This is a genomic window from Sporocytophaga myxococcoides (assembly GCF_000775915.1).
Taxonomy (GTDB): Bacteria; Bacteroidota; Bacteroidia; order Cytophagales; family Cytophagaceae; genus Sporocytophaga; species Sporocytophaga myxococcoides_A.
Map to the genome: position 1 here is coordinate 246,454 of NZ_BBLT01000005.1, position 19,968 is coordinate 266,421.

General features: G+C 36.9%; 21 protein-coding genes. 15 read left to right on the top strand and 6 right to left on the bottom strand.

Features of this window, described 5'->3' with window-relative positions; all coding sequences use genetic code 11:
* Positions 1-226: 226 nt before the first annotated feature.
* Entirely contained in the window at positions 227-1,648 is a 1,422-nt protein-coding gene (locus MYP_RS13640; RefSeq protein WP_045464357.1) for a T9SS type A sorting domain-containing protein, read from the top strand.
* A 66-nt stretch (positions 1,649-1,714) separates the two neighbouring features.
* On the opposite strand, the gene MYP_RS13645 is transcribed toward MYP_RS13640, so the two are convergent.
* Both MYP_RS13645 and metE read right to left on the bottom strand, forming a co-directional pair.
* Positions 1,715-1,969, bottom strand: coding sequence for a hypothetical protein (locus MYP_RS13645; RefSeq protein WP_045464359.1), 255 nt, complete (start codon positions 1,967-1,969; stop codon positions 1,715-1,717).
* 432 nt (positions 1,970-2,401) lie between these two features.
* Positions 2,402-4,738 (bottom strand): 5-methyltetrahydropteroyltriglutamate--homocysteine S-methyltransferase, encoded by a 2,337-nt coding sequence (gene metE, locus MYP_RS13650; RefSeq protein WP_045464361.1) that lies wholly within the window; start codon positions 4,736-4,738, stop codon positions 2,402-2,404.
* A 157-nt stretch (positions 4,739-4,895) separates the two neighbouring features.
* On the opposite strand from metE, the gene MYP_RS13655 reads away from it, so the two are divergent.
* From MYP_RS13655 to MYP_RS13675, 5 genes are all read left to right on the top strand, one after another.
* Positions 4,896-5,357, top strand: coding sequence for an Lrp/AsnC family transcriptional regulator (locus tag MYP_RS13655; RefSeq protein WP_045464363.1), 462 nt, complete (start codon positions 4,896-4,898; stop codon positions 5,355-5,357).
* Positions 5,358-5,532: 175 nt separating this feature from the next.
* A complete protein-coding gene (locus tag MYP_RS13660; RefSeq protein WP_045464365.1) occupies positions 5,533-5,883 on the top strand; it encodes an ArsR/SmtB family transcription factor in 351 nt (116 codons plus the stop codon).
* The gene (locus MYP_RS13665) at positions 5,867-6,358 is read left to right on the top strand and encodes an SRPBCC family protein (RefSeq protein ID WP_045464367.1); all 492 of its coding nucleotides are present in this window, start codon (positions 5,867-5,869) and stop codon (positions 6,356-6,358) included. The genes MYP_RS13660 and MYP_RS13665 overlap by 17 nt, the downstream gene beginning before the upstream one ends.
* A gap of 7 nt (positions 6,359-6,365) precedes the next feature.
* Entirely contained in the window at positions 6,366-7,262 is an 897-nt protein-coding gene (locus MYP_RS13670; protein WP_231570048.1) for an alpha/beta fold hydrolase, read from the top strand.
* 164 nt (positions 7,263-7,426) lie between these two features.
* Entirely contained in the window at positions 7,427-7,645 is a 219-nt protein-coding gene (locus tag MYP_RS13675; protein ID WP_045464369.1) for an RNA-binding S4 domain-containing protein, read from the top strand.
* An 89-nt stretch (positions 7,646-7,734) separates the two neighbouring features.
* Here the strand turns inward: MYP_RS13675 and MYP_RS13680 are convergent, their stop codons facing one another.
* On the bottom strand, positions 7,735-9,108 hold the full coding sequence (locus tag MYP_RS13680) for an ammonium transporter (protein ID WP_045464371.1): 1,374 nt from the start codon (positions 9,106-9,108) through the stop codon (positions 7,735-7,737).
* Between the two features lie 682 nt (positions 9,109-9,790).
* Between MYP_RS13680 and MYP_RS13685 the strand changes: the two genes are divergently transcribed.
* The 4 genes from MYP_RS13685 to MYP_RS13700 all read left to right on the top strand — a co-directional run bounded on the left by MYP_RS13685 (position 9,791) and on the right by MYP_RS13700 (position 13,702).
* Entirely contained in the window at positions 9,791-11,194 is a 1,404-nt protein-coding gene (locus tag MYP_RS13685) for an RtcB family protein (RefSeq protein WP_045464373.1), read from the top strand.
* Position 11,195: 1 nt separating this feature from the next.
* A complete protein-coding gene (prfH, locus tag MYP_RS13690; RefSeq protein WP_045464375.1) occupies positions 11,196-11,810 on the top strand; it encodes a peptide chain release factor H in 615 nt (204 codons plus the stop codon).
* A gap of 188 nt (positions 11,811-11,998) precedes the next feature.
* Positions 11,999-13,234, top strand: coding sequence for a hypothetical protein (locus MYP_RS13695; protein WP_045464377.1), 1,236 nt, complete (start codon positions 11,999-12,001; stop codon positions 13,232-13,234).
* A gap of 84 nt (positions 13,235-13,318) precedes the next feature.
* Positions 13,319-13,702 carry an SRPBCC domain-containing protein gene (locus MYP_RS13700; protein ID WP_045464379.1) on the top strand — a complete coding sequence of 128 codons (384 nt, stop codon included), beginning with the start codon at positions 13,319-13,321 and terminating at the stop codon, positions 13,700-13,702.
* A gap of 107 nt (positions 13,703-13,809) precedes the next feature.
* Here the strand turns inward: MYP_RS13700 and MYP_RS13705 are convergent, their stop codons facing one another.
* Positions 13,810-14,094 (bottom strand): hypothetical protein, encoded by a 285-nt coding sequence (locus MYP_RS13705; protein WP_045464381.1) that lies wholly within the window; start codon positions 14,092-14,094, stop codon positions 13,810-13,812.
* A 204-nt stretch (positions 14,095-14,298) separates the two neighbouring features.
* Between MYP_RS13705 and MYP_RS13710 the strand changes: the two genes are divergently transcribed.
* Positions 14,299-14,934: a hypothetical protein gene (locus MYP_RS13710; RefSeq protein ID WP_045464383.1), complete on the top strand. Its 636-nt coding sequence runs from the start codon at positions 14,299-14,301 to the stop codon at positions 14,932-14,934.
* A gap of 156 nt (positions 14,935-15,090) precedes the next feature.
* Positions 15,091-16,899 (top strand): ABC transporter ATP-binding protein, encoded by a 1,809-nt coding sequence (locus MYP_RS13715; RefSeq protein ID WP_045464385.1) that lies wholly within the window; start codon positions 15,091-15,093, stop codon positions 16,897-16,899.
* Positions 16,900-16,928: 29 nt separating this feature from the next.
* On the opposite strand, the gene MYP_RS13720 is transcribed toward MYP_RS13715, so the two are convergent.
* Positions 16,929-17,150, bottom strand: a complete 222-nt coding sequence (locus MYP_RS13720) for a DUF3820 family protein (RefSeq protein WP_028980258.1) — start codon at positions 17,148-17,150, stop codon at positions 16,929-16,931.
* An 86-nt stretch (positions 17,151-17,236) separates the two neighbouring features.
* Between MYP_RS13720 and MYP_RS13725 the strand changes: the two genes are divergently transcribed.
* Entirely contained in the window at positions 17,237-17,614 is a 378-nt protein-coding gene (locus MYP_RS13725; protein ID WP_045464701.1) for a hypothetical protein, read from the top strand.
* 4 nt (positions 17,615-17,618) lie between these two features.
* Here MYP_RS13725 and MYP_RS13730 read toward each other — a convergent pair whose 3' ends face one another.
* Positions 17,619-17,972: a hypothetical protein gene (locus MYP_RS13730; RefSeq protein ID WP_052430201.1), complete on the bottom strand. Its 354-nt coding sequence runs from the start codon at positions 17,970-17,972 to the stop codon at positions 17,619-17,621.
* A 293-nt stretch (positions 17,973-18,265) separates the two neighbouring features.
* Between MYP_RS13730 and MYP_RS13735 the strand changes: the two genes are divergently transcribed.
* Together MYP_RS13735 and MYP_RS13740 are read left to right on the top strand one after the other, a co-directional pair.
* Positions 18,266-18,577, top strand: a complete 312-nt coding sequence (locus tag MYP_RS13735) for a P-II family nitrogen regulator (RefSeq protein WP_045464388.1) — start codon at positions 18,266-18,268, stop codon at positions 18,575-18,577.
* Between the two features lie 161 nt (positions 18,578-18,738).
* A complete protein-coding gene (locus MYP_RS13740; RefSeq protein ID WP_045464704.1) occupies positions 18,739-19,968 on the top strand; it encodes an ammonium transporter in 1,230 nt (409 codons plus the stop codon).

A 19,968-nucleotide genomic window follows, 5' to 3' on the forward strand; every position in this document is an offset into this window, starting at 1 on the left:
AGCAAGGATTAGAGAAAGTCTGTTAAGTAGAAAAAAAATCTTATGATTTATTTCTCAACGTTAATCCATTCTGTTTATATGTTGATAGGAGATAATCTCTAAATCTTATCATGGAACATAAACATACTGACTAGTATCGAAAGGAGGAGTAATCAATTCGCTTTGACAATTAGAAAGTTAAGCTTATTTTTGCAATTGGTAAAAACTTTTATTTTAATTTCCTTAGATGAAAACACAACTATTACTTTCTATACTGATTTCAGCTTCTCTAACTTTTGTATCTTCATTGGCAAAAGCAGAAGTATTCAAATTGGCTGTAAATCATAATCTGAAAACAAATGAAATTCTGATCACCAAACAGCCGGAAGATGTTGCCGTATGTGTTGGTACCGGTGCACTTTTTTCTATTCAGGCTGAAGGGGAAAATTTGTCCTATCAGTGGCAGGTCTATACAGGCTTTGCTTATGTTGATATAAATGGAGCTGAATCAGATTCATATCTGTCTCCTCCGGTTGAAACCGAAATGAACGGTAGCCTTTACAGATGTGTCATTACAGACGGAGGTGAAACTAAAATTTATTCTGAATCAGCTAACCTTACTGTAAATGAGAACCCTACTATCATTTCAGATCCTGAGTCTGTTTCCGTTTGGGAAAACGGAACTGCAGTTTTTCAGGTCACTGCATCTGGAGGAGGAATAAGTTATGTATGGCTTACAGACAAAGGTTCAGGGCCAGAACCTATTGATGGAGCTAACTCATCTAAGTTAATATTGAATAATGTTACTGCTGAGCTGAATGGGTTGAGTTATGTTTGTGAATTAGTATCAAGTTGCGGTTCTAGCATTTCTTCAGCTCCGGCAAGTCTTACTGTTTATCAACCGTCGATGTGCATGGCAACTTTTGATATGACCTCTGGAAAAAATCTGATTGTATTTGAGAAATCTGAAGAATACCCTGCTATAGACAGCATCAGAGTATTCAGAGATGGTAAACAGATCGAGCTTCTTGGAGCTGATGAATTCAGTATGTTTACAGATAACAGTTCAAATCCTGAATCGGTTTCTTACTCATATAGTATTGCAGTGAGAGGAATAGATGGTCATATTACATCATTATCACAAGCACACAAAACTGTTTTGTTATCTCAGGATAAGCAGGAAAGTTTAATTACTATTAACTGGAATGCCTATGAAGGGGCAGGTATTGCTGAATATGCAATATACAGAGGCGAGTCCAGAGACGCTCTTGAGTTGATTACAGCAGTTTCCGAAGGTATTTATTCATTTACAGATATCAATCCTCCTGTTGCGGAAAAATTATTTTATCAGATAGAAATGCACTGGGTAAGCTGTGATGGTCTGTCTTTAAGTTCTAATCTGCTGGAAGTTGAAAATGTGATCACCTCCTTGCAAAAGCTGGCGGGAGGCAAAATAAATGTTTATCCAAATCCTGCGAATGAATTTATATCTGTAGAAGGTCTGCAGTCTGGTGATGCTGTAAGAATTATGGATTTGTCAGGCAGGCTTGTAAAGGCGTTTGAGGGATCTCAGAATACACTTTCTTTATCCGGAGTAGAAGCTGGTATGTATGTCCTTGAAGTAAGCAATCAGTCAGGAAGAAAGTCTGCTCCAATTATTGTAGAGTAAAATATTGAATGGATATAACTAAAAGAGGCCGGAACTTTGCAGCTCCGGCCTCTGACTATTTTAGGGTTACTTTTTTTTCTTTGGATCTGTAGCTTCTTGTTTCTTCGCTTCATTAGGCTTACAAACTGCGCAGGGCTCGTAGCCATTTTTTTGGGCCTCGGCAAGTTCCTGTCCTTTTTTACCTTCACTTACAACGGAGCAGTTCTTCTTGTGATATTTTTTCCCTTTCTCTGTAACATACACAGTCTGTGCCTTTGCAAACTGACTTATTATTGTAAACAGAATAATAAAGGCCGAAGTTAGTAAAAAACGATTTCTCATATTGTTGTAATTTTTCGAAACATACGACTGTTTATAAAAAGTGTTGTTGTCTGTGGAAAAATATTTGAGTTGATGCACGATATTTTTTGCCAGACCTTCTAAAAAATAATAACAAAGACCTCCACAGGTTTGTATGATCCTTAGTTTATATATGCGTGAATTGCTGAAAAAACATTAAGATTAACAGCAACTCAAGACACATATAAAACACCAAAACTATTTGTTTAAGAAAGTATAAGCAGTTAGAGACGCCACAAACTGGAATGTCTATCATTGAATATGATATCGTCGGAATCTTTAAAGAGATAATAAATCTTATCTTTTGAGGTGTAAATTAATATGGCCTGCCCTTTGGAAAGAGAGACGCCTGCATGGCGTCTCTGCAGTATTAAAAATATGATAAGGCTTTTTCAAATCTATAAGAAATAAATCTTAAGCTTCAATCCCGGAAGTTTCCTTTATCCTTTGTCTGAGCTTCTTTGTAGCGATCATCATATTTTTTAAGGCCAGCTCTGTTTCTGCCCATTTTCTAGTCTTTAACCCACAATCAGGATTAACCCAAAGGTTTCTTGCAGGAATTACAGCTAAAGCTTTTTCAAGTAAGTTCTCGATCTCTGAAACGCTTGGCACTCTTGGCGAGTGAATATCATATACTCCCGGCCCGATTTCATTTGGATAATTGAAGTCAGCAAAAGCATCCAGCAACTCCATCTGAGACCTTGACGTTTCAATCGTGATAACATCAGCATCCATATTTGCAATATGAGAGATAATATCATTAAATTCAGAATAACACATATGAGTATGGATCTGAGTTTCATCTTTTACTCCGGACGCACTTATTCTGAACGCTTTCACTGCCCAGTTCAGGTAATAGTCCCAGTCTGCTTTGTGTAGTGGCAGCCCCTCTCTGATTGCTGGTTCATCTATCTGGATGATTTTTATACCTGCTTTTTCAAGATCAGTTACTTCATCCCTTATGGCCAGTGCTATCTGCATTGTGGTTTCAGACCTGGACTGGTCATCACGGACAAAAGACCATTGTAAGATAGTAACAGGACCCGTGAGCATTCCTTTCATATAGTGATTGGTTCTTGATTGGGCATACTGAGACCACTTTACAGTCATAGGTTTGCTTCTCTCAATATCTCCATAAATGATGGGAGGTTTAACACATCTTGATCCATAACTTTGTACCCAGCCGTTTTGAGAGAATACATAACCATCCAGCTGTTCGCCGAAATACTCTACCATATCATTACGCTCAAATTCACCATGCACCAAAACATCTATTCCTATTTCTTCCTGCCACAGAATGGAACGATCAATTTCTGATTTCACTTTTTGCTCATATTCATCCTGAGATAATGTTCCATTTTTCAACTTTGCTCTGAGTTGACGAATTTCATCTGTCTGAGGAAAAGAACCGATTGTTGTAGTAGGAAATAGGGGAAGATTTAATGCTTCTTCCTGTTTCTTTTGTCTTATTTTAAATGCACTGGCCCTTCTGCTGTGGACATCGCTGATATTTCTTACTCTTTCTTTTACTTGTGGTTTATGTATCAGAGGCGAGTTCTTCCTGCTTTCAATAATATCCTTGTTTGGTTTAAGTGCAATTGCAAGTTTCTGAGGATCTTTAATGGAGGCTAATTTTTTTAAATTGGCAACTTCTTCAATCTTCTGTTTTGCAAAAGCCATCCATTGTTTAATTTCAGCAGTAAGAACCGATTCATCTTTTTCATTGTCTAAATCACAAGGAGAATGAAGCAAAGAGCATGATGGAGCTATCATCACTCTGTCTTCACCCAATACATCAATTGCTTTTTGAATAAAAGATAAAGACTTTTCGAAATCATTGATCCAGATATTTCTGCCATCAATAACTCCAAGAGAAAGAATGGTGTTCGATAGTATGAAGGAGGTCTGCAGTATGTCATTAAGCTGAGAAGGACATCTTACCAGATCAATATGCAAGGCGTCTATTGGAAGCACCACGGCCAGTCCCAGATTATCTCCAGTGCAGTCAAAGTAAGTTGCAACCATAATTTTCAGATAAGGGAATTTCTTCCTTAACTGATCGTAAACTAGATGGTAAGCTTTCTTTTCTTCATCACTCAGGTCCAATGTCAGGAATGGCTCATCCAGCTGAATCCATTGAGCGCCCATTTTCTCAAGCTTTTCAATGATTTCTATATAAACAGGCAGAAGGTTTTTGATAAGTTCTATTCTGTGAAATCCGTCTTCTTTCTCTTTTCCCAATAGCAAATAGGATACAGGACCGATGATCACTGGTTTGGTCTCTATTCCCAACACTTTAGCTTCCTGGTATTCATTGGTAATCTTGTTTGAAAACAAACTGAACTTTTGATTTTTATGAAACTCAGGTACTATATAATGATAGTTGGTATCAAACCATTTGGTCATCTCCATTGCTATGATATCTTTTCCATCTTTCTGATAGCCTCTTGCCATTGCAAAATACAAATCAGTTTCAGTGTTATTTCTATCTTCAGCTATTTCATGATAGCGCTCCGGGATGGCATTTACAGTGAAAGACATATCTAATACCTGATCGTAAAAGGAAAAGTCATTAGAAGGGATAAGGTCAATATGCGCATTTTTTTGAAGTGTCCAATTGGCTTCTCTGATTTTCTTTCCTGTAGTTAAAAGATGCTGAAGGCTTTCTTTGCCTGACCAATATAGCTCTGAAGCTTTTTTTAATTCTCTAAAAGCCCCAATTCTCGGGTATCCTAAATTTTGTGTTAGCATAGTTGTTTGTAGATTTTAATTCTATGCAAATCTATGTTTATAGATTATAGTTCTATAATTTTGCGATAAAATTGAAATAAATATCTTTTATTATTTATTTTGTGGAATAAAAATCTGTTTTTGATGCTCAAAACGTTCTTAAAAAGAAAATTTATCTATGACAGAATTAGATGATTTGGATATCAGATTGTTGAAGTTACTTCAGAAAGATGCAACACTTACTACAAAGGAACTGGCCAATAAACTTAACCTCACACCAACACCTATTCATGAACGTGTGAAACGTCTGGAGCGTGATGGATATATTAAGAAATATGTCGCTTTGTTGGACAATCAGAAAATGAATAAAGGATTGGTTGTCTTTTGCAATGTCACTTTAAAGCAGCACGAAAAAGGCATAGGGAAGAAGTTTGTGAATGATATCGTGTCATTAAAAGAAGTGACAGAGTGTTATAACGTCTCAGGACAATATGATTTTATGTTAAAGGTAATGGTAAAGGATATGCCCGAATATCAAAATTTCATCATGAATAAGCTGGCTTCTATCGAGAATATAGGAAGTACCCATAGTGTATTCGTGATGGGAGAGATAAAGGATTCGACGGAATTGCCGATATAGTGGTGCAATCTAATCTTGATTATTGTTAAAGCGGGAGAGGTATCATTTTTTCTTGGTAATTCTGTGTAACTATCAATCTTTTAAATCCTGGTTTAGATTTTTTTAATAAAAAATCTGTAAAAAATTTGCGTAAGCATTTACTTACATATACTTTTGTTTAAGAAAATTTATAATAATGACTGTAGCAGCCAGGAGAGATGTTTTTCAGGCAATTTCTGATCCTACCAGAAGGCAGATCATTAGTCTGCTTTCACAGCAGCCTATGAACCTTAATACTATTGCAGAGAACTTTGATATAAGTCGACCAGCAATATCTCAACAAATCAAAATTCTGGAAGAATGTGGGTTGGTAATTATTACGCAACAAGGGCGTGAGCGGTATTGCGAAGCCAGGCTTGATAAACTGAGCGAAGTTTCAAATTGGGTTGATCAATATAAAGTGTTCTGGACAAACCAGTTTAAATCATTAGATAATTTCCTTCAAGACTTACAAACAAAAAAGAAAAAAAGTGGAAGAAAGAAATAAAGCCGCATCAGATCATGAAGTATATCTGACTTATACTTTTAGCACACCGCGTGAAATGGTCTTTAAAGCCTGGACCGATCCAAAGCAACTGGTTAAATGGTATGCACCCCACAACTGCACTATTGTTTATAAAAAACTGGACATAAGAAAAAGAGGGGAATACCTCTCTTGTATTAATAATCCTCAGTATGGAGACTGCTGGTGTAAGGGTGTCTATAAAGAAGTTATTTTCCCTGAGCGTATTGAATTTACCATGGTAGTGTCAGATAAAGATGGAAATACTGTTGATCCTGTAAAAGCTGGAATGGATCCTGACTGGCCGATGGAGACACTGGTTTCCATTACCTTTTCTGAAGAAAATGGTAAAACGACTATTAAACTTCGGCAAACAGTTTCTCAAAAACTGGCTACAAAAACCGGAGCTTATCCGAGCTGGATACAAATGCTGGAGAGATTGGCTGAGGAGATTAAATAATAAACTTATGAAAAGAAAACATCAGGTTATATATTTTATAGGGACAGTTTTAATTTTAATAAGTTGCAATGTCAAGAAAAAAGATATGAAACAGAATGCTTCTTCAAAGGCTATCAAAGAAGATGGCATTATTCCCAAGACGGGTTATTCTGATGTAAATGGTTTAAAGATGTATTATGAAATTTATGGGGAAGGTAAACCACTTGTATTAATTCATGGAGGCGGTTCAACTATCCAAACCTCTTTTGGCCGAATAATTCCGGCACTTTCAAAGCAAAGACAATTAATCGGAGTTGAATTGCAGGCGCATGGAAGGACAAGCGACAGAAATGCTGATCTGACATTTGAACAGGATGCAGATGATGTTGCTATGCTTCTGAAAAATTTAGATATACCTAAGGCAGATTTCATGGGATTCAGTAATGGTGGGATGACAACTTTACAAATAGCGATGCGACATCCGCAACTAGTAGACAAAATAATTGTCGGATCAGCATTATATAAAAGAAGCGGAGCACCTCCTGAATTCTGGGAGTTCATGAAGAAAGCTACAATTGATTATATGCCTCAGCAATATAAAGATGCCTATATAAAAGTATCGGCCAACCCTCAGGGCTTACGGAATATGCATGATAAATGTGCTAAAAGAATGGCAGAATTTAAAGATTGGCAAGAAAAGCAACTTAAATCCATTACGGCAAAGACCTTACTGATTATAGGTGACGCAGATGTGATGACACCGGAACATGCTGTTGAGATGTATAAGCTTATTCCTAATTCTCAACTAGCAATTATACCCGGTGGACATGGGCATTATATTGGAGAAATTACATCCATGTCTAATCAGGAGAGTCGACAACCTTTTGCAATTCCACTGATTGAGGAGTTTTTAGATAAAAAGTAATAAGTTTGGGTAATAGACAACTTTCTTGTGTCTGTTGATTAGATGTGTTTGTTTTATTGATCTTTACCTGGTAATGCTTTAAAACCTTAATTTCAGTGTAAAAGTATGGGGATTTATAAGTTAAATAAATTATCATTACCTTTGAGGTTGTTTAATAAAAAAATATGATTGAATTTGAATTAGAGGGTTATGAATTTATAGAGTTAAATAAACTCTTAAAAATAACAGGCTTGACAGGCACAGGCGGAGAAGCAAATACTTTTATTGTAGATGGAGAAGTGTCGGTAAACGGTGCAGTTGAAACTCAGAAAAGGAAGAAACTAAGGGAGGGGGATGTTGTTCAATTCCAGGGACAGGAAGTGAAAATAACAAAGGCTTATTAGTTTTGACTAAATGAAAAGGGCAGAGGATTAAATCTTCTGCCCTTTTTTATGTAATATTTTATCTCTAGGGATCGGCTTTATTGAAGTTTTTATGAATGCTCAAAGTCATTCTTTACCCAGGATAAATAACCTTCTCCATGCTGACTTGAGTCCAGACCCGCTTTTTCGTCATCTTCGGTTACTCTCAGTGGAGAGATCCAGTTGGTAAACATAAGCAGAAGATAAGATCCTCCGAATGCAAATACAGACACACCAATTAACGCAGCAAGATGATGAAGGAATAATTTTGTTTCTCCAAAGAACAAACCATTATCACCATCAGGTATAATTGGGTTTACCGCACTGGTAGCAAATACACCTGTTAAAATCATTCCAACCATTCCGCCTACACCATGGCATGGAAATACATCCAGGGTGTCGTCAACTGTCGTTTTGCTGGTTCTCCAGTCTACCAATTTATTGGAGATAAGACTGGCGATAACACCTATAAATATAGAGTGTGGTACTGTGACAAACCCTGCGGCAGGAGTAATGGCAACAAGACCGACAACTGCTCCGATACACATGCCTAATGCACTTGGCTTTTTACCTTTTACAGTGTCAAAGAAAATCCATGCAAGGGCACCAGCAGCAGAGGCTCCTGTTGTAGTCATCGCAGCAGAGACAGCCAGTTGATTTGCACCAAGTGCAGATCCTGCGTTGAATCCAAACCATCCAAACCATAGCAAGCCTGTTCCAAGCATCACCAATGGAATGTTGGCAGGATTATGTTCTGCTTCTTTTCTTTGATGCAAATAAAGAGCAGATGCCAGGGCAGCCCAGCCTGCAGACATATGCACAACTGTTCCTCCAGCAAAATCCAGAACGCCAAGGCTGAATAATATTCCTTCAGGATGCCATGTCCAGTGGGCAAGAGGTGCATAAATGAAAATGAAAAACAGACAAATAAACAGGATATAAGAGGTGAAGCGGATACGTTCCGCAAAAGCTCCTGTAATTAATGCAGGCGTAATAATTGCAAATTTTAGCTGGTAAAGGGCAAATAACAGAAGCGGAACTGTAGGTGCATTTATCCAGGGTTTCCCTTCTGTCACACCATTAAAAAAGAAATACGTAAAAGGGTTGCCAATCCATCCGTCATAGCTTTCTCCGAAAGCAAGGCTGAAGCCCATAACAATCCAGAGAACAGAAATGACAGCCATGCAAATGAAGCTTTGTAGCATGGTAGATACTACATTATTAGGGTTCACCATGCCCCCGTAAAAAAAAGCTAATCCCGGAGTCATCAACAGAACCAGCGCGGCAGCTGTGAGCATCCATGCTGTGTCTCCGGCACTTAACTGGTCTTTGTACTTCGTCCAATAGTCAATTGTGTTTACACTTGGAACACCTGTTATTAATAAAGTAATTAAGGCAATGCCAATTAAAACGATAAAGGGAATAATTGATAATTTTCGGGTCATTTGGTTAATTTTTTGTGTTACCTGGTTAGGTTTCGTAAAAAACGGATCAAATGTAGGGAAAAATACGGTGTAATTATAGGGGAATAACCGGTAATTTCTTACAAGTTGGTCACAATTTTAGGTTAAAGTTTTTTAGGTAACTTTTGTTTAAAAATAAAAGGCATCATTTATAGTGCTTCTTTTTTAAAAAAAGTTTACCTTTGCAGTGCAAATCCCCTAATTTTTTGAAAGGAGGAAATTATGTTGCAAACCTATTCTACATATTACCCATACAACTGAAAGCTTAGTTATAAGCTCAGGATCTTCATTATTTTATTCATTAAAAATCAAAAGCAGCAAGTTGTTAGGTATCATTTTGGACCTGTTTACAATTTGTTAAAGAATGATTTACTGAAATATAATATCGTTTTTTACCGGTATTAATTTTCTGTTTTTGTCCTGATTTCCTTACCTGCTAAGTTATTTCCAGATATTTTCCTCCGGGAAAGGTGGTATTTTTTGTGCCTTCTGAATTTAAAATTTCAGTATTGTTAAATGTTTAGTTGTTTTAAATCCAAAGTTTTATGATGGTGTTTAATGTTTTTTCTGAAATGGTCTCAGAGACTTCAGAATATCAAGCCCTTTGTATTGATAAGGGGCAAATAAATTTTTATCTCACATTATATATATAGTCAAAACCCATATGGGAAGACAAACTATTAAAACGAAAGACCTTACAAAAATAGGTTATCATAACGATGTATCCCGCAGCGTGGCAATCGCGCTGGTAATGCGTCATTTTAAACATATTGCCAAAGAAGAAATATTGGAAATGCTGTCCTTTGTAAAGGATAGCCCGGATGAATACATAAACGATGAGAAGCTGGGTCCATTAGCAAGCACATTTGTTACAAAGGTAAAGGCAAAGTCATTTAAATCTTATGAGTTGCTTGAGGAGCCTTCGCTATATAAGATTTTTGGCGGGAAAGATATAGATGGGAATGCCAAGAGGCAGATGGATCTTGCCATGCGCTTGCCCATAACAATTCAAGGCGCTCTGATGCCCGATGCTCATACTGGATATGGGTTACCGGTAGGAGGTGTATTGGCAGCAGATAATGCAGTTATTCCATATGCAGTGGGAGTTGATATAGGTTGCAGGATGGCACTGTCTGTTTTTGATCTTTCTGAAAAATACCTCCAAATGAATGCTTACCATTTAAAGAAAGCATTGGGCGAATTTACTCATTTTGGTATGGATGGAGGCCTTGCTTTTGCTCAGGAACATGAAATTCTTGATCGAAATGAATTCCAAAATACAGATTTACTTAAAAAGCTTCATGGTAAGGCTGTGAAGCAGCTAGGCTCTTCTGGAGGTGGAAATCACTTTGTTGAGTTTGGTCTGTTAGAGCTGTGTCCTGATAATATACTTGATCTCCCTGAAGGAAAATACCTTGCGATTCTTTCTCATTCAGGCTCTCGTGGCTTGGGAGCTGAGATTGCAAAGCATTATATGAAAATTGCAATGGATACTTGTAAACTGCCAAAAGAAGCTCAGCATTTGGCCTGGTTGTCCCTCGAAAGTGCTGTAGGGCAGGAATATTGGGAGAGTATGAATCTGGCAGGAGACTATGCAAGTGCATGTCATGACCGTATTCATTACAACCTGGCTAAAGCAATCGGAGAAAAACCGATAGCAAGGGTTGAAAACCATCACAACTTTGCCTGGGAAGAATGGCAGAATGATCAAAAAGTAATAGTTCACAGAAAAGGCGCTACTCCTGCAAGCAAAGGTGCATTGGGTATTATTCCTGGTAATATGATTTCGCCTGGTTTTCTTGTTGTTGGTAAAGGTAACAGCGATTCCCTGAATTCAGCATCACATGGTGCAGGTAGAAGGCTATCAAGGGGCGGGGCCCGGGAAACCTTTACCATGTCATCATTGAAGAAGCAGCTATCTTCAGCAGGAGTAACACTACTCGGAGGTACAGTGGAAGAAACACCCCAGGCATATAAAGACATTGAAAAAGTAATGGCTGCTCAGCATTCACTTGTAGATGTTCACGGAAAGTTTTTTCCGAAAATTGTAAGAATGAATAAGGAATAAGATGAATGAATATTTAGTGCAAATATCCTCCGGTCGTGGTCCGGAGGAATGCTGGAAGGTGGTGGCAAAGGTGCTGGAAATCTTCCTTAAAGAAGCTAAAAAAGAAAATCTTTCTGCAAATATCGTGGATAAAGAGGTTGGACCATTGAACGGCACCCTATTGTCAGTTTCTGTCTTGATAAAAGGTATTAGGGGAAAAGAGTTTTTAATAAACTGGGAAGGTTCAATTTTGTGGATATCTCCGAGTCCTTACAGAAAATTTCATAAAAGGAAAAATTGGTTTGTCGGAATAAAGGCTTATGATGTAGCTGATATTTTTGTCTGGAATGACAGAGAGGTGGTCTTTGAAAGCCTCAGAGCTTCTGGTCCTGGAGGCCAGCACGTCAATAAAACGGAGTCGGCTATTCGGGCAAAACATTTACCATCGGGAATTTCAGTAGTAGCTTCAGAAAGAAGGTCTCAATATCAAAATAAATCGGAAGCTCTTGAAGGGTTGAAAGTCAAAGTTTTAGGCTGGAATGCTGATGAAGCATCAAAAAAGGTACAAAGTCAATGGAATCAGCACAATTGCCTGGAGCGGGGAAATCCTGTCAGGACATTCAATGAAAGGTTGTAATAGTCAAATGGAAATCTTAAAATTAGCTTTATAGAGTCGTTTTAAGCATTTGCCCAGGTAAAAATCTGCTTAAACAAAAAAAAGATTTATACTTAAAAAACATTGTAGATGTTTCACGGTTTATGTAAATTGTCAATCTTTTTATAAAAAATCACATTTTAGTACAATTAATAAAAGCTTTATAATTCATGAGCCCAGAACCTAGAATGAATGGTCCCAGACCGATCATGAGACCAGTCAAGAAGAAACCTGCTGATCCGAATGACAAAAAAAATCAGGCAGCTAGTTCTGATGTTAAAAAGGAGACAAAGATTGAGTCAAAAAAAACTGACGAAATAAAGTTTGATTCAGCTCCGGTTGTACAATCAGAATCAACTCCTTTTGAGAAAGTTGAGGCAAGTCAAGAACCAAAAGTTGAAGCTAAACCGGAAGTAAAGGCTATAGTTAAACCAGAACCAAAGGAGACTAAGCCGGAAGTAAAATCAAAACCTGAGAAAGCTAAAAAAGAATCCAAGCCAAAATCAAATGGAGGAGGCACAGATTTTGTAAAAGTTGCCAGTTTGATTACCAATGTATTGTTAATTGGTGCACTTGCATTTTTCATCTACAGCAAAATGGACCAGGCAAAAGTTGCTGAAGCCGAGCTGCAAAGCACAACAGAAACTTTTAAAGCTGATATTAATGGTAAGTTAGCTGAGATAACAAGACTTCAGGACAGCCTTAAGATCGTCATTGCAGAAAAGCAAAAACTTGGTCTGGAGTTGAGTGAGGAAAGAGCTAAACTTGCAGAACTTGATGATTTAAAATCACAGCTTCAGAACAAGCAGCTTTCAATTAATCAGTTGAACAAAAAGCTGTCAAACTTCAAAAAAGACTATATAATGGCAAGTGCAAGCCTTCAGTCATTATCAGCTGAAAATAAGCATCTTCAGTATGAGAAAGAAACTCTTTACAAACAGCTTCAGGAGAAAGATGACTCTATTAAAGCTCTTGTAAATGAAAAGGTGGAGTTGGCTGAGAAAGTATCTGTAGCTTCTGCATTGAAAGTTGAGTCAGTTCATATTACAGCATTAGGCCACGGAGGTAAAGAACTTAAACAAGCTCCCGCTTATAAAGCTATGGTAGTTCAGCAGGTAAAAATGTCTATTTCTCTTGCTCAGAATGATCTTGCTCAGGGGAAAAAAGAAATCTATATGCGCTTTATTGAGCCAGGTGGAGCAACTCTATTTGAAGGTGATAAAACTTTCCTTGTTAATGGTAAAAAAACCTTCTATACTGATAAGCAGACTTTGGATCTTGAGAATTCTCGCTCAACTGGTTTCCTTTATATGAAAGGAAGCAGATATAAGCCAGGTAAATACACAATAGAGTTTTACTGTGATGGTAGAAAAATCGGTGTAGGAGCATTAACGTTGTCTAAATAAGTATTAAAAGGAAAATATAGAAAGCATGTCTGATCATTCAGGCATGCTTTTTTTATAATGATTATTAATAAGAGCATATAAGAGGTGAAAGATTATAAAAAATACTTTATTATCCCGGCTGAACCGGAGGAAGTGTTTGCTGCATTAACAAACCCTGCGACCATCCAGCTTTGGTCAGGAGAGCCAGCAGAGATGTCCACTGTTCCTGGGTCTGACTTTTCTCTTTGGGATGGAAGTATTTCCGGAAGAAATATAGAATTTACAGAAGGTAAAAAAATTGTGCAGGAATGGTTTTTTGGAGATCAGGAAACTGAATCTATCGTAACAATAATTCTACACCAGGATAAAAAAGGAACCTCTGTAGAACTGAGACATACCAATATACCTGACGAAGATTACAACGATATTGTAGAAGGTTGGAATGAAGTATATTTCGGAGCTTTGCAGGATTTTTATCAGGGCGAATAATTTTACCTGATAAAGTAATAATAACTTTCAGGTGTGATCATATAAATATTAGAAGAAATAAAAAAGCCTCTTTCCGGAGGCTGTTTAATTTTCTTCGAAGAGGCAGCTTAAAATTCGATTTCCAGGATAGATTTGGTTGGGATGTTGATCCCTCCTTTGAGTGTTATATATTCTTCATTGGCTTCCCAAATGGTGGTTTCAACACAAAGCACATTTCCTTCAAGTGTTTTGAAAAACATCTTTACCTTTCCTTTGTATCCATTTCCAAGAAGCTCTGCCTTTTTAAGGTAAATGTTTCTAAGCCTTCTCTTTGCCGGATCACTTAGAACATCATCTTTAGTAAAGTGAATTTCGCCAAGTTTTTCCTTTGCTATCTCTAATGCTGAGCTCATAACTTTATAAAATTTTAATGTTTATACGGCTTAATGTTCGTAATGTTATGACGATAATAACAGATATGAGTAAAAATTGTATTCTAAGGGTTTTATTTTTATCCACATAATCATCTTGCTTTTTCATTAAAAAAAATTACATTATTTAATTTAGCAACTTGAACTAGTCATTTAAAAAACGGAAGTCTGTGATAAAATTTTTGTATGAACTACAAGCAACAATTTAGCCAAATTTTAAATACTGAATTCAGTAACTGTGAAAAGTCAATACAATTGGCTATAGATGCGGTAATGGGCTCTACAGGGGTAAAGGATCGATTATCAATACATAAAGAAGTAGATACATATTCCCTTGAAGAGGTTCAGATTTATCCTTTTACACCTTCTATAATACAAAATTCTTTTTTTGTAACTGCTTATTCTTTCTTTGAATATTCATTCAGAAAGTTTTGCGAAATAATAGTGACAGACCATTCTGCTTTTAAAAGGAAGCTGTCTGATATGGATAAGGTTTATCAATATCATTCACTTGTTTTAAATATTATACCCATAAGTCAGCCGGTCATTTCAGAAGATTGGAAAAGACTTGTAATGTACAGGGAAATAAGAAATATAATTGTTCATCATAATTCTATTGTTCCTGGAAATACTACATCAAAAACAAAACTTGCTTTGGCCCTGGACACCCATATTGATCCTGATAATTTAACTCTTATTAAAATAAGTAATAACATGATAAAGGAGGTGCTGGATGTGGGACTCAGGTTCTTGTTGAATCTGATCGAGTTATATTTTGAGAGCTACCCGGAAGGGATCTTTTCAGATAATTTTAATTCTTAATTCATGTAAATTGCTATTCATGTTATTAAGTACAGGATGTGTTCAGAATTTTTTTATAATTATGCAAAGCAGAAGGACGCATTAATTTCTTTTCTTTAAAATATTTACTTCATTTAATCGTCTTCTCTTTAATAAGAGAGCAACCAGAATTAGCAAATGGCAAGACCAAATTATAGCAGCAACGGATCTATCAAAGAAGAATTATCGAAGGTTAAGTTAAGTAAAGAAAGTATCAAAGAAAATTTATGGGTCTTTAAATACATTATACCTTACAGATTTAAATTTATTCTGGGCCTGGTGCTCATAGCACTTTCCGGAGTTACTACAATGGCTTTTCCATATTTATTAAAAGAGCTTATAGATAATGCACATCAGATAAGTCTTGGAAAAGATGCCATCGCTCCCGGACTGGTTGCGCTGACTATGCTCGGAGTGCTTTCGATTCAGATGGTGTTTTCATTTTCAAGAGTATATCTTTTTTCTTTTGTGGGAGAGCATGCCGTGGCTGACCTTCGAAAAGATATTTATAAGCAGATGATCATGATGCCTATGGAGTTCTTTGCTCAAAGAAGAGTGGGAGAATTATCAAACAGACTATCAGCAGATATTTCCCAAATACAGGATACTGTTTCTTCTGTCCTTGCTGAATTGTTGAGAGGGCTGGTAGTATTGCTTATTGGTATTGGATTAATTTTCTATCTATCATGGAAGCTCACTCTGGTGATGCTTTCTGTAGTACCTGTGATCGTCGTTGTTGCGGTAGTCTTCAGCAGAAGGATAAGAAAGGAATCCAAAGATGCACAGGACCAGCTTGCAGATTCTGGAGTAATTGTCCAGGAAACATTGCAGGGAATAGCCAATGTAAAAGCATTTTCAAATGAAGCTTATGAATTAAAACGTTATAGCATCAGTGTAGAAAAGGTAGTAAAGCTTGCTATCAAAAGTGCGCAGCTTAGGGGAATATTTATATCAATCATGATCTTTAGCATCTTTGCTGCAATTGTCATGGTAGTTTGGTACGGAACCAGTATCCTTCAGTTTGGAGAACTTACAGCTTTTGTCGTATATACTGCTTTTATAGGAGGATCTATGGCTGGTTTTGCGGAGCTGTATTCACAATTACAGAAGACATTGGGAGCCACACAAAGAGTAAAAGAACTGTTTGGTGAAGTCACTGAAAATGTAAACATCAAGGATGAGCCTGTACAGGAAGCTTTCAGAATTGAAGGAACTGTGGAGCTAAAGCATGTGGCATTTAGCTATCCATCACGCCCTGAAATACAGATATTAAAAGATGTTAGCTTTAAAGCAGGCTTGGGTCAGCAGATAGCCATTGTAGGTCCCAGCGGGGCAGGCAAAAGTACTTTGGTCTCTTTGCTTTTAGGATTTTACAATCCTGCAGAAGGAGCTTTATTATTTGATGGGAAGGATGCGGGAAGTTATCCTTTATCTCAATTGAGAAAGCAAATGGCTTTTGTGCCTCAGGATGTATTACTTTTCGGAGGAACAATTTTTGAAAACATAGCTTATGGAAAACCGGATGCCACCGGGGAAGAAGTGGAAGAGGCAGCCCGCAAGGCTTACGCACATGGTTTTATAAGTAGCTTCCCTGAAGGCTATAATACGGTAGTAGGGGAAAGAGGTGTCAAACTTTCCGGTGGACAAAGGCAGCGGGTGGCTATTGCCAGAGCAATATTAAAAGATCCTGCAATTCTGATTCTTGATGAAGCTACAAGTTCACTTGACAGTGAATCTGAACTGCTTGTACAAAAAGCTTTAGACAGCTTGATGAAAGGACGTACCTCTATTGTGATCGCACACAGACTTTCAACCATTCGAAATGCAGATAAAATTGTCGTGCTGGAAAAGGGATTAGTAAAGGAATGTGGGACTCATGATGAGCTGATCCATCTTGATAATGGTTTGTACAGAAACCTTAATAAACTGCAGTTTGAGCTTTCTTAAAGTATTCAAAGCCGGGTAATCAGACAGTCTCAATACATTTTTTTCAGATTATTCAGGATGTCCTGAAGTCCATTGATTTTAATTTCGAAGACAGTAGCCAACATCATTCCAAGGCTGTTGTCTGGAAATCCTTCTTTTTGAAACCATTCAAGGTATGAGACAGGAAGGTCACACAGCAAGGTACCCTTGTATTTGCCAAAAGGCATTTTTGTTTTTACTATTTTGATTAGAATTTCCGGATCTGGCTGCACTGTATATTATTTAGCTAACCAAAGGTATGGAACTTTAAAGAACAAAAGTATTGAAAGACAGTTTTTCTGAGAATTTCAAAATTCTCATGGCAAAACTTAAGATAATTGGACTTATTGTTATTGTGGTAATATTAGGAGTAGGAGGGTATTTTTTATTCGGCAATTATAGTGATGGATACAGGGCAGGAACAATGATAAAATTCAGTAAGAGAGGAGTTCTATTTAAAACATATGAGGGTGAACTCAATCTTGGGATGGTTCTAAATGAACAGCAACCATCAGTAAGCGTTTCAAATATCTGGAAATTTTCAGTAAAAGGTTCTGAAGATGAATTGAAGAGTAAATTACAAAACGCATTGCTTAATGGAAAACGAGTAAAAGTACATTATAATGAAAAGTTTTTCCAGTTTGACTGGAGAGGTGATACTAAATACATTGTTGATGAAGTAGAGATTTTAGACTGATATTTTAATTTGTATTTAAAATTGCAGCTGGTTCGTTATCTGATCCATAAGTTACCTCTACAAAACTTAATTCCTGGTTTCCAGCTTTTTGATTGAGTTCTTTTATGGCTAAAACAATTTTACAGCGAATATTATCCGCTTCTTCAGAAGTTTCATATCCTTCTTTACTTCCATCGGGAAAAATGACCATGGTATAAAATTCACCAATGATACTGGGAGTAATTTCTCCTATCAGAGTAGGGCCGGTTTTGGCTTGCATATCCTTAATAAAAAATTCTTTTGCCTTTAATCTTAATTCATTAATAAGCTTTCGATGCCTTGTAGTTATGATGATTGCATGATGCTTATATTGTTTCATTTTAGGACTATATTTATAATATTTTTAATTATTCTTCTATTTTTAATATTGTTTTAGTTCAAAAAAGAACTTTGGGTTTACTTATATAATTCTAAGCCATTCTGAGATAAAAGTAGGTTAAAAATTAAATTTCTGTTAAAATATGTAGTCAAATTCATGCTAAAATTTCAGAAAAAGTAAACAGGGGTAAAGAAATGAGGAAGTTTGTAATATTTAAAATTGCGAATCTTTTTTATGAATATAAAAAAAATTATATAAATTGAAAACGAATAGATTTTGATTATTCTAACTTCATGAAAAAAATTCAGGCAATAATCAGGGCATCGAAATTTGAGGAAGTTCGGAGTGCATTGCACAAAATTGGGATAGAAGTTTTTACCTATTACGATGTTAAAGATGCTGTTTTTCATCGTGAAAGTAAAGGTGCTTATCGGGGTACTTCTATTGTTGATAATGCTTCTGTTTCAAGGAGGTCTATAGAAATCATAGTGCCTTCAGAAGATTGTGAAGAGGTGGTAAATAGCATTAAAATGGCAGCAAGCACAGGCCAGGTTGGAGATGGGAAAATTGTAATTTTCGATGTCGCGGAGTTAGTTAAAATCTAAATTATTACAATATGCAGGATATCATTTATGACACTATTCATGGCACTGCAACTGATTCTTATCAGTCTGAACTGATCAGAGCAGAACTTCTTCAGGCGATTCAGTCTATAAAGGATTCAGTTGCTGCTGCAAAAAGTGCAGAACTTGCTCAAACCCATGAAATTCAGAAAAGTAGTTTCGTAATTAATAATCTTTGGATGATGGTGGCAACGATCCTGGTATTTATTATGCACCTTGGTTTTGCTACTCTTGAATCAGGTTTGTCAAGAGCAAAAAATGCAACCAATATCTTATTTAAGAATGTGATTATTCCCTGTATTGGTTTGCTTTCATTTGCTTTAGTGGGGTATGGTCTGATGTATCCTGGCTTTCAAAAGGGAGTTTCTTATGATTTTATAGGTTTTAAAGGATTTGGATTATTCCTTCCGGATGGTGGTGAAGGAATAGATTATAGCTCTGGTTACACATTTTGGACAGAGTTTTTATTTCAGGGGATGTTTGCTGCTACATGTGCTACCATTGTTTCCGGAGCTGTTGCAGAAAGAATCAAGCTAATCAGTTTTATAATTTTTTCAGCATTGTTTGTAAGCTTTGCCTATCCGATTATTGGTAGTTGGAAATGGGGAAATGGATGGCTTAATACAATAGGCTTTCATGATTTTGCAGGTTCCACTCTCGTTCACTCAGTCGGTGGCTGGGCAGGACTGGCGGCTGTATTGCTGCTAGGGCCCAGGTTTGGCAAATATGAAGGTAATAATATTTACCCAATTCCTGGTCATAATATGACTTCAGCAGTGATTGGTACCTTTATGCTCTGGCTCGGATGGTTTGGTTTTAACGGAGGATCTGTGCTATCAGCTGATCCAGGGGAGGTGTCTAGGGTGCTGGTAATGACCTGCCTGTCAGCATGTGCAGGAGGTATTGTGTCCAGCATTACTATTTTTTCAATAAGCAGATCTTTTGACTTGAGTATGACATTGAATGGTATCCTTGCAGGGCTTGTAAGTATTACTGCCGGTGCAGATCAAATGGGTGTTCTGGACAGTATCATAATTGGAACAGTAGCAGGAATGATTGTGGTGTTTTCAGTTATGGTTTTCGACAGACTTAGAATAGATGATCCTGTAGGAGCATTGTCGGTGCATCTTTCCTGTGGTTTATGGGGTACACTTGCTGTCGGATTGTTTGGAAATAAAGCCGGAATAGACCAGCTTATTGCCCAGCTCACAGGCATGTCTGCTGCAGGTTTTGCATCTTTTGTGTTTTCGTTTATTGTATTTCTGATTCTGAAATACACCATAGGTATCAGGATAAGTATAGAAGAAGAAGTTGAAGGCCTTGACCAGCTTGAGCATGGAATGGAAGCATATCCCAATTTTCTCCCAAAATAA

Bases quoted from the DNA above. Each gene is read 5' to 3' on its own strand.
- MYP_RS13670 (WP_231570048.1), top strand. From the start codon at position 6,366: ATGAAAAGAAAACATCAGGTTATATATTTTATAGGGACAGTTTTAATT.
- MYP_RS13715 (WP_045464385.1), top strand. From the start codon at position 15,091: ATGGCAAGACCAAATTATAGCAGCAACGGATCTATCAAAGAAGAATTA.
- MYP_RS13680 (WP_045464371.1), bottom strand. From the start codon at position 9,108: ATGACCCGAAAATTATCAATTATTCCCTTTATCGTTTTAATTGGCATT.
- MYP_RS13695 (WP_045464377.1), top strand. From the start codon at position 11,999: ATGAGCCCAGAACCTAGAATGAATGGTCCCAGACCGATCATGAGACCA.
- MYP_RS13640 (WP_045464357.1), top strand. From the start codon at position 227: ATGAAAACACAACTATTACTTTCTATACTGATTTCAGCTTCTCTAACT.
- MYP_RS13660 (WP_045464365.1), top strand. From the start codon at position 5,533: ATGACTGTAGCAGCCAGGAGAGATGTTTTTCAGGCAATTTCTGATCCT.
- MYP_RS13685 (WP_045464373.1), top strand. From the start codon at position 9,791: ATGGGAAGACAAACTATTAAAACGAAAGACCTTACAAAAATAGGTTAT.
- MYP_RS13705 (WP_045464381.1), bottom strand. From the start codon at position 14,094: ATGAGCTCAGCATTAGAGATAGCAAAGGAAAAACTTGGCGAAATTCAC.
- MYP_RS13730 (WP_052430201.1), bottom strand. From the start codon at position 17,972: ATGAAACAATATAAGCATCATGCAATCATCATAACTACAAGGCATCGA.
- MYP_RS13675 (WP_045464369.1), top strand. From the start codon at position 7,427: ATGATTGAATTTGAATTAGAGGGTTATGAATTTATAGAGTTAAATAAA.
- MYP_RS13645 (WP_045464359.1), bottom strand. From the start codon at position 1,969: ATGAGAAATCGTTTTTTACTAACTTCGGCCTTTATTATTCTGTTTACA.
- metE (WP_045464361.1), bottom strand. From the start codon at position 4,738: ATGCTAACACAAAATTTAGGATACCCGAGAATTGGGGCTTTTAGAGAA.
- MYP_RS13725 (WP_045464701.1), top strand. From the start codon at position 17,237: ATGGCAAAACTTAAGATAATTGGACTTATTGTTATTGTGGTAATATTA.
- MYP_RS13655 (WP_045464363.1), top strand. From the start codon at position 4,896: ATGACAGAATTAGATGATTTGGATATCAGATTGTTGAAGTTACTTCAG.
- MYP_RS13735 (WP_045464388.1), top strand. From the start codon at position 18,266: ATGAAAAAAATTCAGGCAATAATCAGGGCATCGAAATTTGAGGAAGTT.
- MYP_RS13710 (WP_045464383.1), top strand. From the start codon at position 14,299: ATGAACTACAAGCAACAATTTAGCCAAATTTTAAATACTGAATTCAGT.
- prfH (WP_045464375.1), top strand. From the start codon at position 11,196: ATGAATGAATATTTAGTGCAAATATCCTCCGGTCGTGGTCCGGAGGAA.